General features: G+C 65.1%; 11 protein-coding genes. 5 read left to right on the forward strand and 6 right to left on the reverse strand.

Annotated elements, in window-relative coordinates; all coding sequences use genetic code 11:
- Positions 1 to 36: 36 nt before the first annotated feature.
- From R2676_RS10855 to R2676_RS10870, 4 genes are all read right to left on the reverse strand, one after another.
- A complete protein-coding gene (locus R2676_RS10855) occupies positions 37 to 4,971 on the reverse strand; it encodes an NAD-glutamate dehydrogenase (RefSeq protein ID WP_206274601.1) in 4,935 nt (1,644 codons plus the stop codon).
- A 159-nt stretch (positions 4,972 to 5,130) separates the two neighbouring features.
- Positions 5,131 to 5,460, reverse strand: coding sequence for a DUF2322 family protein (locus tag R2676_RS10860; protein WP_206274602.1), 330 nt, complete (start codon positions 5,458 to 5,460; stop codon positions 5,131 to 5,133).
- Between the two features lie 77 nt (positions 5,461 to 5,537).
- Positions 5,538 to 5,930: a DUF1801 domain-containing protein gene (locus R2676_RS10865; RefSeq protein WP_102065498.1), complete on the reverse strand. Its 393-nt coding sequence runs from the start codon at positions 5,928 to 5,930 to the stop codon at positions 5,538 to 5,540.
- The gene (locus tag R2676_RS10870; RefSeq protein WP_206274603.1) at positions 5,927 to 6,298 is read right to left on the reverse strand and encodes a hypothetical protein; all 372 of its coding nucleotides are present in this window, start codon (positions 6,296 to 6,298) and stop codon (positions 5,927 to 5,929) included. Before R2676_RS10870 ends, R2676_RS10865 begins: the two co-directional genes overlap by 4 nt.
- A 104-nt stretch (positions 6,299 to 6,402) precedes the next feature.
- Here R2676_RS10870 and R2676_RS10875 point away from each other — a divergent pair, with 104 nt between their 5' ends.
- From R2676_RS10875 to R2676_RS10895, 5 genes are all read left to right on the forward strand, one after another.
- Positions 6,403 to 8,787: a HAMP domain-containing protein gene (locus R2676_RS10875; RefSeq protein ID WP_206274604.1), complete on the forward strand. Its 2,385-nt coding sequence runs from the start codon at positions 6,403 to 6,405 to the stop codon at positions 8,785 to 8,787.
- On the forward strand, positions 8,787 to 9,503 hold the full coding sequence (locus R2676_RS10880) for a methyl-accepting chemotaxis protein (RefSeq protein ID WP_206274605.1): 717 nt from the start codon (positions 8,787 to 8,789) through the stop codon (positions 9,501 to 9,503). The genes R2676_RS10875 and R2676_RS10880 overlap by 1 nt, the downstream gene beginning before the upstream one ends.
- Positions 9,504 to 9,514: 11 nt before the next feature.
- Complete coding sequence (locus R2676_RS10885; protein WP_206274606.1) at positions 9,515 to 10,048, forward strand: hypothetical protein; 534 nt, start codon at positions 9,515 to 9,517, stop codon at positions 10,046 to 10,048.
- A gap of 32 nt (positions 10,049 to 10,080) precedes the next feature.
- Positions 10,081 to 10,446: a response regulator gene (locus R2676_RS10890; protein WP_004631346.1), complete on the forward strand. Its 366-nt coding sequence runs from the start codon at positions 10,081 to 10,083 to the stop codon at positions 10,444 to 10,446.
- Positions 10,447 to 10,563: 117 nt separating this feature from the next.
- The gene (locus R2676_RS10895) at positions 10,564 to 10,896 is read left to right on the forward strand and encodes a hypothetical protein (protein WP_027679808.1); all 333 of its coding nucleotides are present in this window, start codon (positions 10,564 to 10,566) and stop codon (positions 10,894 to 10,896) included.
- 11 nt (positions 10,897 to 10,907) lie between these two features.
- Here R2676_RS10895 and R2676_RS10900 read toward each other — a convergent pair whose 3' ends face one another.
- Together R2676_RS10900 and R2676_RS10905 are read right to left on the reverse strand one after the other, a co-directional pair.
- Positions 10,908 to 11,768 (reverse strand): class I SAM-dependent methyltransferase, encoded by an 861-nt coding sequence (locus tag R2676_RS10900; RefSeq protein ID WP_206274607.1) that lies wholly within the window; start codon positions 11,766 to 11,768, stop codon positions 10,908 to 10,910.
- A gap of 48 nt (positions 11,769 to 11,816) precedes the next feature.
- Positions 11,817 to 12,482 carry a glutathione S-transferase gene (locus R2676_RS10905; RefSeq protein ID WP_206274608.1) on the reverse strand — a complete coding sequence of 222 codons (666 nt, stop codon included), beginning with the start codon at positions 12,480 to 12,482 and terminating at the stop codon, positions 11,817 to 11,819.
- Positions 12,483 to 12,525 lie beyond the last annotated feature (43 nt).

The following is a 12,525-nucleotide window of genomic DNA, read 5'->3' on the forward strand; positions in this document are numbered from 1 at the left end:
TGCCCGGAGCGCCCGCAGCGTCCGGGATTGACCTCATCACGCATCGACCTCGGCCAATGCCTTGAGCCCGACAGACAGCATCGCCAGGTCGGCCGAGCCCGCTGCAACCTGATCGGCAATCACACGGTTGTAGCGTGCCAGCGCCTCTTGGCGCGTCGTTCGCCATGCATCGATCAGGGCGTCCGCGCTCGCGCCGGGGGCTGCGCCTTGCAACACCGATTGCGTGAGACGGCGCCGCAGCTGCCCCAGCTCTTCGAGCAACGTGGCGCGCGCCAGCATCTGCCAATGCGTTTGCGTCGGCAGGCCGAGGATGCCGCCTTGCAGCCAGCCGTAACCGAGCGGTTGGTCGTGCGCAAAGTACACGCGCGCGGCCAGCCGCGCATCACAGCCGCCAGCAGCAGCCACTTCGGCAATGTCGAGCAACGACACGCGCGCGGGCACGCCGGTCGCCACACGCGCCAGCGTGTCGGGCACGCCGGCTTCGCTGAAGCTCTGCCGCTGTTGCGCGGCGGCCAGCGCAGATTCTTCGGTTTGCAGCGTGTCGATGTCGGGGGCGAGCGCATCCACCGCGGCCCGGAAATGTTCCACCGCGGCCGGCACATCCGTCACCCGGCGCCGCAGGAACCACAGCGTGGCGCGCTCATGCAATTGCGCCAGCGAAGTGAACAGGGCTGTTTGCGTTTCGTGCGGCACCTTCGCGTCCAGGGCATCGACGTCTTCCCACAACGCATCGAGCCGGTAGACGGCACGGGCCACGAGGCTGGCCCACACCACGGCAAGCGGTTCGGCGCCGGTTTCTTCGGCCATCCGGTGCACGAACGTCACGCCGGCGCGGTTGACGAGCGCGTTGGCGTGCATCGTCGCCAGAATCTCCCGCCGCAGCGTGTGGCGGGGGATCGACGTGGCGCAGCGCGTGTGCAGCGGCCGTGGAAAGTACGCCGGCAAGCCATCGGCCACGAACGGTTGATCGGGCAGGTCGCTGCCGAGCAGCACGTCGTACAGCCACATCTTGCTGTAGGCCATCAGCACCGCGCGTTCGGGCGTGGTCAGGCCGCCGCCGCTGGCCCGGCGGACGTCGATCTCTTCATCGGCAGGCAGGAATTCGATCGCGCGGTTGAGCCGACCGCTGCGCTCCAGATGCCGCATCAGCCGTGCTTCCGGGTCGAGCCACAACGCCGTGCGCGTGCGCGCAAGTGACAGCGCCTGCGTCTGGAAGTAGTTGTCGCGCAGCACCAGTTCGCCCACCTCGTCGGTCATCTCGGCCAGCAGCGTGTTGCGCTGCTTGAGCGTCATCTCGCCGTCGGCCACCACCAGGCCCAGCAGGATCTTGATGTTGACCTCGTGGTCGGAGCAGTCCACCCCGGCCGAGTTGTCGATGGCGTCGGTATTGATGCGCCCGCCATGCTGCGCGTATTCGATGCGGCCGAGTTGTGTGCAGCCGAGGTTGCCGCCCTCCGCCACGACCTTGCAGCGCAGCTCGGCGCCGTTCACGCGCAGGCCATCGTTGGCGCGGTCGCCCACCTGGGCATGCGTTTCGGTGCTGGCCTTGATGTACGTGCCGATGCCGCCGTTGTAGAGCAGATCGGCGGGTGCCTTGAGGATGGCGTGCAGCAGGTCGTTCGGCGCCATCTCGGTCGCCGTCATGTCGAGCATGGCGCGCACCTCGGGCGTAAGCGTGATCGACTTGACCGTGCGCGGGAAGATGCCGCCGCCCGGGCTGATCAGCGCCCGGTCGTAATCGGCCCAGCTTGAGCGCGGCAGGTTGAACAGCCGCTCGCGCTCCGCAAAGCTGGTGGCCGCGTCGGGCGACGGATCGAGAAAGATGTGGCGATGATCGAACGCCGCCAGCAAGCGGATATGGCGCGAGAGCAGCATGCCGTTGCCGAATACATCGCCCGACATGTCGCCCACGCCCACGACGGTGAAGTCCTGCGTCTGCGTATCGACGCCCATCTCGCTGAAGTGCCGCTTGACCGATTCCCATGCGCCGCGCGCGGTGATCGCCATCTTCTTGTGGTCGTAGCCCACCGAGCCGCCCGAGGCGAATGCATCGCCCAGCCAGAAGCCGTATTCGGCCGAGATGGCGTTGGCGTAATCGGAGAACGTGGCCGTGCCTTTATCGGCGGCGACAACAAGGTAAGGGTCGTCTTCGTCGTAGCGCACGACATCGGGCGGCGGCACGACGCGGCCGTCGACGTAGTTGTCGGTCAGGTCGAGCAGCCCGCGCAGGAAGGTCTGGTAGCACGCCACGCCCTCGGCCAGATAGGCATCGCGGTCGCTGGCCGGCGGCGGTTGCTTGACGACAAAGCCGCCCTTGGAACCGACGGGCACGATGACTGTGTTCTTCACCATCTGCGCCTTGACCAGCCCCAGCACCTCGGTGCGGAAATCCTCACGCCGGTCAGACCAGCGCAGCCCGCCCCGCGCGACCTTGCCGCCGCGCAGGTGCACGCCTTCCACGCGCGGCGAATACACCCAGATCTCGAACATCGGCTTGGGCTCGGGCAGGCCCGGCACGCGCGACGGGTCGAACTTGAACGACAGATACGGCTTGGGCTGTCCCTGTTCCTGTCCGCGCCCTGTGTCCGGCAGGCTCTGGAAGTAGTTCGTGCGCAGCGTGGCTTCCAGCACGCCCAGGAACTGCCGCAGGATGCGGTCTTCATCGAGGTTGGGTACGTCTTCGAGGGCCTCGTCGATCTGCTTGCGCAGCGTTTCAGCCGCACGCGAGCGCTCGGCCTCGGCCAGCGCGGGGTCGAAGCGCACCAGGAACAGCCGCACCAGCGCACGCGCAATCGACGGATTGCCGTTCAGCGCGCTCTCCATATACGCGTTGCTGAACGTCGAACCGATCTGGCGGATGTAGCGCGCATACGCACGCAGGATGCGAACCTCGCGCCAGGTCAGGCCGGCCTGCAGCACAAGGCGGTTGAGATCGTCGTTCTCCAGCTCGCCGGTCCAGATGCGCGCGAAGGCGTCTTCAAAGCGTGCGCGGGCTTCGTCGAGATCGACTTCGCTGCCGTCGATGGTCTCCATGCCGAAGTCGTGCATCCAGATCGGTGCGGCGTCGGCGGGTTCGATGCAGTAGGGGCGCTCCTCGTTGACGCGCACGCCCAGGTGCTCGAGCATCGGCAGGCTGTGCGACAGCGATGTCGGCTGCCCGGCGCGGTAGATCTTGAAGCGCAGCGCACCGGGCGGCGCTTCGAGCGGCCGGTAGAGCTGCATGGTCAACACGTTGTCCGCGGCGTTGGCGCCGAGCAGCGGCTCCATCAGTTCGATGTCGCGCACGGCAAGGCGGGCGGCGTAGTCTTCTCGGAAACCGGCGGGAAACGCGCCCGCATAGCGGCGCAGCAGGCGGTTGCCGCGCTCTTCGCCGCCACGTTCGAGCAGCGCGTCGGCCAGGTCGTCCTGCCAGCGCCGCGCCGCCTGCACGATGCGGTCTTCCAGCTCGGCCACGTCAACGTCGGGCACGTTGCCGGGTTGCGTGCGCACCGTGATGTGGATGCGCGCGAGCATCGACTCCGACAACTGCGGCGTGAACTCCACGGCGGTGCCGTGATACGCCGCCTGCAGCAGGCTCTGGATGCGCACGCGCAGGTCGGTGTTGAACTTCTCGCGCGGCACGAACACGAGGCACGACACGAAGCGGTCAAACGGATCCCGGCGTACGAACAGGCGCGTGCGCTGCCGCTCCTGCAATCGCAGGATGCCCAGGGCGATGTCGTGCAGCGCTTCGGCGTCCATCTGGAACAGCTCGTCGCGCGGATATTGCTCCAGGATCGTCACCAGCGTTTTGGCCAGGTGCCCGTCGGGAAGAAAGCCGGTGCGCCGGATGACGTCGGCCACCTTGCGACGCACCAGTGGAATGTCCTCGGCCGGCACCATGTAGACGTTCGACGTGTACATCCCCAGGAAGCGCCGTTGCCCGCAGACACGGCCCTCTGCGTCGAACAGTTTGATGCCGATGTAGTCGAGATAACCGGGCCGGTGCACGGTCGCGCGCGAATTGGCCTTGGTGAGAAAGATGGGCTCCGGTGCGTCGATGAACTTGGCTGCGCCGGGTGCCAGGCGCGTGGTGTCCGGCGTGGAGCTATCGCGCAGCGTTTCGCGCAGGACACCCAGGCCCGTGCCGGGGATGCCACGCAGGTAATGGCCGTCGTCTTGCGTGATCAGTTCGTAATCACGGTAGCCAAGGAAAGTGAAATGGCACTCGAGCATCCAGCTCAGGAACGCCTGCGTTTCGGCAATCTCGGCGCGTTCCACGTCGGCCGTGGAGGGCTGGGCCGCGCGTACGGCCAACCCGTCGATGGCGGCGTGGACGGCGGCCTGCATGGGCTTCCAGTCTTCCACCGCGGCACGCACGTCGCCCAGCACACGCATCAGGCCGTCGTGCAACGCCTGCAGGCGTTCGGGTTCGGAGAACCGGTCGACCTCGATGTGGATGGTCGACTCGAAGCGCGCCACGCCCTGGGTTTCCCTGTCCGCATCGGCGGGCGTGTCGGGCATGTCGCCTGACAGGGCCGCCGGGCGCTGTACGCCGCCGCCGGCCGAGACCGCCACGCGCATTCCGGCTGCATCGCGCTGCACGCGGTAGACCGGGTGGAAGGCGGAATGCAGCGCCAGCCCTTGCCGGTTGATCTCCATGGTCACGGAGTCAAACAGGAACGGCATGTCGTCGTTGACGATCTCGACGACCGTGTGACTGCAGTACCAGCCGTGCTGCTCGAGGCTCGGGTTGTAGACGCGAACGCGCGGTTGTCCCGACACGAATTTCTGGCCCAACTGCCAGTGCGCCATCGCCGCGCCGTAGAGATCGGCCACGCTGCGCGAGATCACGTCTTCGGGGTCTGCCAGACCGTAGTAGTGCCGCAGGAACGGCTCGAACAGGTCGGCAATATCGGGCGCGCGAACGCGCGCCAGGGCCACTGCATCCGCCATGTGCTGGCGGACCTTGTCTTCGTGCTGGTCAGGCATGAGGCGGCTCCCGAAGAAGGGCTGCCTCATGCTACGCCGCGTGCCCATGGCTGGCAATCAGCGTCCGCGGCGCTGCACTTTGTTGATGCGGCTGTGTGCAGTGCAGCGAGAAAACGGGTGGTTCACTCGCTACTTGCTGCCGGCATCAGCGATGCGTCATCAGGCCTTCACGACGTTGATGCGCAGTGCCGGCTCACCGGCCGCGATGGCCAGCAGGCGGTCGACATTCGGGTGGGCGCCGGGACGGTTGCGCGCGTCGATGGTGTGCTCGGCAAACACGGCCAGGCCGTGCTCGGCGGCCTTGGCATCGAGCTGGCCGAACGTCTGCTGCAGGTAGTGGTACACCGCCACCGAACCTTGCTTGCCCGGCTTGTTTTCGATGTCGGCGACCACGGCGCCCTGGCCGTCGACCAGATCGATGCGCTCGATGCCGTCAATGGCCGGCAGTTGGGCGAGGTTGTCCTTGAATACGTGGGTCGGTTGAATCACTGCGGTTGCTCCGTTGGTTGATCAGGCGGGCCGTATGTTAACGGCTCCGGCCCGACGCGCGCGAGCTTGCCTGTGCTTCAACGCTTGGCTCCGGCCTTGTTCACGGCGATGGCCGCCTGGATGAGCGCCTTCAACGCTTTCTCGTTCACCTTGTCGCCTTCGCGGAAATCGATGGCGCGGCGCGTGTTGCCGTCGAGGCTCGAATTGAACAGGCCCGCTGGGTCGGGCACGGAGGCACCTTTGGCAAACGTCATCTTGACGGTCTGCTTGTAAGCCTCGCCGGTGCAGATCAGGCCATGGTGCGACCACACGGGCACGCTCCATTTCCATTCCTCCACCACGTCGGGATCGGCCGCGCGGATGACGGCGCGCAGGCGGGCGAGCATGTCGCCGCGCCAGTCGTTCAGCTCTGCAATGCGTGCGTCGATCAGCTCGGACGCGGGTGCGGTGTCCTGCGTGCTTTTCTTCACGGATGTCTGCCTCCAGGTTGACCCAGCAGACCATTCTGGCAGGAACACAGGCCGGCAGCCAGCCGGCACTGACGTGAGGGGAACTGCGCCGGCCATTGAATGGAAACTTGGAAATGCCTTTTTTCCGTATTTGAAATATCGGTAAAAAAGTACCGGCGGAAATTAAAACGGAAATAAAGCGGCGGCAAGTAAACGGCGAGCCGGCAAATAACTTTAGCGCGCTTTCTAAATTCCCCACTTGAGGGGGGTGCTAAGAGGGCGTGCGCTGCGCTTTTGCCGAAAATCCAGGCTTGATGCGGGCTTGAAGCGTCATGTCCGTTTGCATCCATGCGATGTCGCAATGCCCCGACGAGCCGGATGGCGGTCATCGAATGTTCATCTTTCGACTTTAATAATTGCGCCTCCGATGTTTAGGCAAGCATATTGAATGACCCCCTTCTTTCAGGGGGTGGTTGAATCGAGAGAATTTCAAATGACCATTCGTCATCGCATTACATTGCTGGTGGTGCTGATGTTTGTCGCGCTGGCGGCCATCGGCGGATACGCGGTCTACCAGACCCGCGGCAGCGCGGCTGAGGTGCGCCAGGTGACGGAAGGCGTGGTGCCGAGCGCGCTGGCGTCGGCGGACCTTGTCTCGCTCGTCAAGGACGTGCAGCTGGCGACGATGGTGTTGGTGTATGCGCCTGACGCCAACATCGTCGCGCAGGCCAAGGACGATCTCAAGGCGAAAGAAGCCGCCCTGCGCGCAGCGTTGGACGTGCAGGCCAAGCGCGCCAACAGCCACGCGCAGGAAGGCCTGGTTGCGCAGGCCAAGGAAAGCGTCGACAGCTATGTGGAGGCGATCCAGCAGACCACCGACATGAAGCTTGCGGGCAAGGACGAACTGGCGCAGGCCTTCCTGTTTGCCAACGTGGCCAGTTACCGCGACGTGCTTGAGAAGATTGTCGAGACGCTGCGCATCGAGAAGAACCGCGAGAAGGACGAAGCCATTGCGGGCCTGAACGGCAAGCTTGCGAGCACCGCCACCACCATCGGCGTGGTGAGCGGAGTGGCCGTTGTGCTGCTCACCGCCATCGGCATGCTGCTGTATCGGCAGATCACCCGGCCGCTGACGCGCATGCAGGCCGAGATGAGCGAGATTGCTGCCAGCCAGGACTTCACGCGCCGCGTGCCGGTGGGCCGCATGGACGAGATCGGCCATTCGGTCGTCGCGTTCAACCAGATGATCGAGAAGATCCAGGAGAACGCGGCGCTGCTCAAGCAGAAGACGGCCGACATCCAGGCGATGCTGCAGAACATGCAGCAGGGCATCCTGACCGTGGTCGAGGGCGGCGTGGTGCACGAGGAGTATTCGGTCTACCTCGAATCGATCTTTGAGACGCAGGCCATCGCCGGCCGCCGGCTGATGGAGCTGATCTTTGCCGATACCAGCCTGGGCGCCGATACGCTGTCGCAGGTGGAGGCGGCGGTCGATGCGTGCCTCGGGCAGGACATCATCAACTTCGCGTTCAACCAGCATCTGCTGGCGAGCGAGGTGGAAAAGCGCATGCCGGACGGGCGCACGAAGACGCTCGACCTGTCGTGGTCGGCCATCACCGATGAGAGCGACACCATCCTGCGCCTGATGCTGTGCGTGCGCGATGTGACGGAGCTGCGCAAGCTGGCGGCCGAAGCCAGCGAGCAACGCCGCAACCTGGAGATGATTGGCGAGATCCTGGCGGTGAGCCAGGAGAAGTTCCAGCACTTCATCGACAGCTCCACCACCTTCGTGCACGAGAACGAACGGATCATCCGCCAGTATTCGCAGGCGGACAGCGCGGCCATTGCGGCGCTGTTCCGCAACATGCACACCATCAAGGGCAATGCGCGCACGTACAACCTGCAGCACCTGACCAACGTGGTGCACGAGACCGAGCAGACCTACCACGCGCTGCGCGAACCCGACGGCGAACACACGTGGGACCAGGACTGGCTGATGGAAGAACTGACGCGCGTGCGCGAAGCCATCGAAAACTACGCCCGTCTCAACGAGGTGAAGCTGGGCCGCAAGGGCGATGCGTCGCCAGGCCGGGCCATGCAGGCAGTGCCGGAGGTGACGACGCGCATTCAGGAAAGCCTGCGCCTGCTGGAATCGGCCAACCCGGCCAACCTGCACGAGCTTGTGGCGATGCGCGATTCCGTCCATCAACAGCTGCGCCTGCTATGCAGCGAGCCGGTAGATGCGCTGTTGTCCGGCGCGCTGCAGTCGCTGCCGTCGCTGGCGCAGGAGCTGGGCAAGGAGCCCGTGGCGGTGCGCATCGACGACAACGGCTACCGCGTGCGCACGGAGGCCCGCAGCATCCTGCAAAACGTGTTCACACACCTGCTGCGCAACTCGATCGACCACGGCATCGAACCCGCCGACGAGCGCATCGCGCACGGCAAGCCGGCTGCCGGCACGATCGACATCGAAGTCGGTGTGGACCAGGGCATGCTGCAGATCACGCTGTGCGACGACGGCCGCGGCCTCGCGCTCGACCGCATCCGCAGCATCGCCGTGGAGCGCGGCTGGATCGGTGCAGACCAACACGCCAGCGACGAAGACATCGCGCAGTACATCTTCCGCCCAGGCTTCTCGACCGCCGACAAGGTGACGGAGGTGTCCGGGCGCGGTGTGGGCATGGATGCCGTGCAGGCGTTTCTCCAGCGCGAGCAGGGCCGTATCGAACTGCGCTTTACCGACGACCGCAAGGGCGCCGCATTCCGCCAGTTCCAGACGGTCGTGTGCCTGCCGGAACGTTTTGCGGTCGACAGCGTGAACGCGACGCTGAGCGCACCGCCTGCGGTACGCGTGGATCTCGACAAGGAAGCATCGTGATGGGGACGATTGTTCTGGGTTTCATCGCTGGCGGCGTGGTGGCTGGCGTGCTGGTGTGGCTGATCCGTCAGCGCAAAGTGAATGCGATGACGCGCGCCTTGAGCGATGCCGATCGCCGCATCGCCGATCTGTCGGCCGATCTTGCGAAGCACGCCGCGCAGTTGGAAACGGGTGGGCGGGAAGTGGCCGCACTGGAAACCACCGTGGCCCAGATGCGCAATGCTGCTGCCGACCAACTGGAAGTCATCGAGCAACTGCGTACCGAATTGCAGTCGGCCACGGCAGCCAAGGAACAATGGGCGGGCCGCGCCCGGCAGATTGCCGAAGAAGCGGCGCGCCTGCGCGGCCTGGCGTTGACGTTCGAACGCTGGCACGAGCAGATGATCTCGCTCATGGAGCAGAACCACGACATGCACGCCAAGAACCAGGAGCTGCAGTCCATCGTGCGGCATGTGGTGATCGTCTCGCTCAACGCGTCCATCGAGGCTGCGCGTGCGGGGACGGCGGGGCGCGGCTTTGCCGTGGTGGCCAGCGAGGTGCGCGCGCTGGCCGCACGTTCGGAAGAGCTGTCGAAAAGCTATCGCAACAGCCTGCACCTGAACGACCTGACCACCACCGCCACGTTCCAGGACATCCAGGCGGGCGGCAAGATGATCACCGCGTCGCTGTCGAGCGTCGAGGCGCTGGCCAGCCAGTTTCAACACCAGCTTCACTAGGCAGGCCCGACGTGATCCGCAGCAACGCACAAGAGAGTTTTGATCGCATCTTCCGCAAGGCCGCGCGTACCCGGCTTGTCCGGCAGGCGGGCGACACGTGTCATATCGACACCGCCGCAGAAGGCGACACGCTCAGCGGAGACGAGGCCCTGATCCTCACCATCTCGTCCATCGCCTTCCGCCTGCTGCTGGTGCTGCGCTTTGATGCCTCCGAGGCCACGCGCGCGTATTTCACGGGCGACGGCGTCGGGCGTTCCTTTGAAGAGGCACGCCTGGAAATCGGCAACCTCTGCTGTGGCGCCGTGAACCAGGAACTGCTGCAGGTGTTTCCCGACCTGGGCATGTCCACGCCTTATGTGGTGAGCGCGCGCTGCCTGCCGTATCTGGACGTGCTCAAGCCCGGCTACGTAGCCGCTTATGCGGTGACCATCAACGACACCGTACGCGTGGATGCCACGGTGTGCGTGTGCGCCCATGCGCCGCTGGACTTCGTGGCCGATGTCAGCGACGAAGTGGAATCCGGTGGCGAGCTGGAATTGTTTTGATTGGAAAGAGTGAGAGCGAGGAAGGAATAGTCATGAGCAAGATTCTGGTTGTCGACGATTCGAGCACCGTGCGCGACGAGGTGGCGGGCTTTCTGAAGAAGCACGGCCTGGCGGTCGACACCGCAGTGGACGGCAAGGACGGTCTGGCGAAGATCAAGGCCAACCCGGGCGTCAAACTCGTCATCAGCGACGTGAACATGCCCAACATGGACGGTTTGACCATGGTCGAAAAGGTCCGCGGCGAGCTGGGCAACAAGACCGTCAACGTCATCATGCTCACCACCGAAAGCAGCCCCGCCATGAAAGACCGCGGCAAGGCTGCCGGCGTGAAGGGCTGGATCGTCAAGCCGTTCAAGGGCGACGCCGTGCTCGAAACGTTCAAGAAGCTGGCAAGCTGACACGCCGGCAGCACAGCCGGGTGCGCGATGGTCGACCCGGTGCGAGAGGGCATGGCGCCCGAGCGATTTTGGAGCCAAACTTGCTTGCCTGAAGCTCGTTTGGCCGAGGGAGCCATCATGCAAGAGCTCGCCTTTCGCACCCTGCTGTATCGCTACTTCTTCTTCGGCTGGCTGTTCAAGGATGCCAGCCGCGGCAACCTGTTCGAACGGTCGGCGGCATGGCGTTTCAACCAGGCGCACGCGCACTGGCTGCTGGCGTATATGCGGCGCTGGCTGTGGTGCGGGTTGCTGTGTTACGCACTCGGCGGCGTGCTTGAGCTTGGGCTCAAGACGCCGGGTCTGTCGGTGCTGTTCTATGTGCCGAGCGCGCTGAGTGTGCCGGTCAACGTCGTCATCGTGGTGTTGTGGATCGGCCTGAAGGCGCTGCCCGGGCCGCTGCGCGACCGGTAGGCATTTGGCGTCTAGACCGTCGCCAGCAACAGTTCCTCTGCATTGCGCGGCGGGCGCAGGCCATCGGCCCGGCCCGCGAAGTAGCGCTCCGTCAACATGTCTGCCGAGATGTGCTGGGCATCGCGAAAACCGTTTTCGCGCGCCAGCGCGAGCATCTCCGGCGGCGTAAAGAAGCTGATGAACGGTGTGCCGCTTGCGCGCGCGCCTTTCTCCGCCATCTCGAGGCCGGGGCGGACGTCCGGGTCGGCCATTTCGAGCGGCAGCAGGAACGTCATCGCCAACATCGAACCGGGCGCCAGCGACGCCACCTGCCGCAACGTGGCCGCATTGGCTTCCTTCGACAGATACATGCTCACGCCCGTGGACACCACGATGGCGGGCCGGCTTGCATCAAACCCGGCCGCGACCAGCGCCTCCTGCCAGGATTCGCGCGCCTCGAAATCCACCGGCACGAAGCGCAGCCACTGTGGAACGCCAAAGCCCAGTTCTGCCAAACGTTGGCGCTTCCAGCCTTGCGGGCCAGGCTGATCGACTTCAAACACCGTCATGCGCGATGCCACATCGGGCCGGCGTTGCGCAAAGCTGTCCAGCCCGGCGCCAAGAATCACATACTGGGTCCAGCCACGGCCCGCGTGTTCGATGACGAGGTCCTCGATAAAGCGCGCACGCGCCACGATGGACGCGCGAAACGGCCGCGTGAATTGCGGGTCCATGTCGCCACGTTGTTGCCAGCCCGGTTCCGGGGCGAGCAGCTTCAGGCCAACCTCGTCTTCCAGCACGTGCGGCGGTGCATCGCTGTGCACGTGCAAGGCGCGCCACAACGCGACGCGCGCTGCGGTGCTGTCGGGGGATGCTGTCTGTGGGTCGTTCATTGCACACACGCCTCCATCGGTGGACCTGCCGGTGAGCTGGTCAGTTGATCAATCGGGTTGGTGATACTCCGGAAATACGGCAACGGCCTGCACGGGCTGCTTCGTCATGCACACCTCGAACAGGCGGCTGGCGAGCCACTCGGCCAGCCAGGCTTGCACCGCGGGCAGGGGCTGGCCGGCAAACCAGTCGGGTTCCACCGCCGCAAACTGCCGCACGAACGGGAAGATCGCCAGATCGGTGGCGCACGGCGTCGCGCCACCAAGATAGCGTTGCGCAAGCAAGCGGGATTCCAGCGGTATCAGCAGCGTTTCGGCTGCCCGGGCACGGGCCGTCTCGCGCGGCGCGGTTTCTTGCGGATAGCGATCGGGGTATTTGTAGCGATCGAGCTGGCGCTTGAACTCGCTATCGTTGGTGCGCAGCAGCGCGAGGTTCTCGTCGGATTGCGCGCGGCTCCACCAGCCTTGTGGGTCGCGTGCTTCGAAGGCCCACTGCATGATGTCGAGGCTCTCTTCCAGCACGCTGCCGTCGGTCAAACGCAAGACGGGAACGGTGCCTTTCGGCGACAGCGCCAGCAGTTCGGCAGGCTTGTCGCGCATGACGATCTCGAAGGTCTGGAAGCGTCGATTGGCTTGCAGCATCGCCAGGCGCGCACGCATGGCGTAGGGGCAGCGGCGATAGCTGTAGAGCAGGGGCAGGGCTGGATTGTCGGACATCGGTACGAATGCGGGGCTACGGATTTCAGGCGCGTCAGGGTAG

This window comes from Ralstonia flatus (assembly GCF_958439105.1).
Classification (GTDB): domain Bacteria; phylum Pseudomonadota; class Gammaproteobacteria; order Burkholderiales; family Burkholderiaceae; genus Ralstonia; species Ralstonia flatus.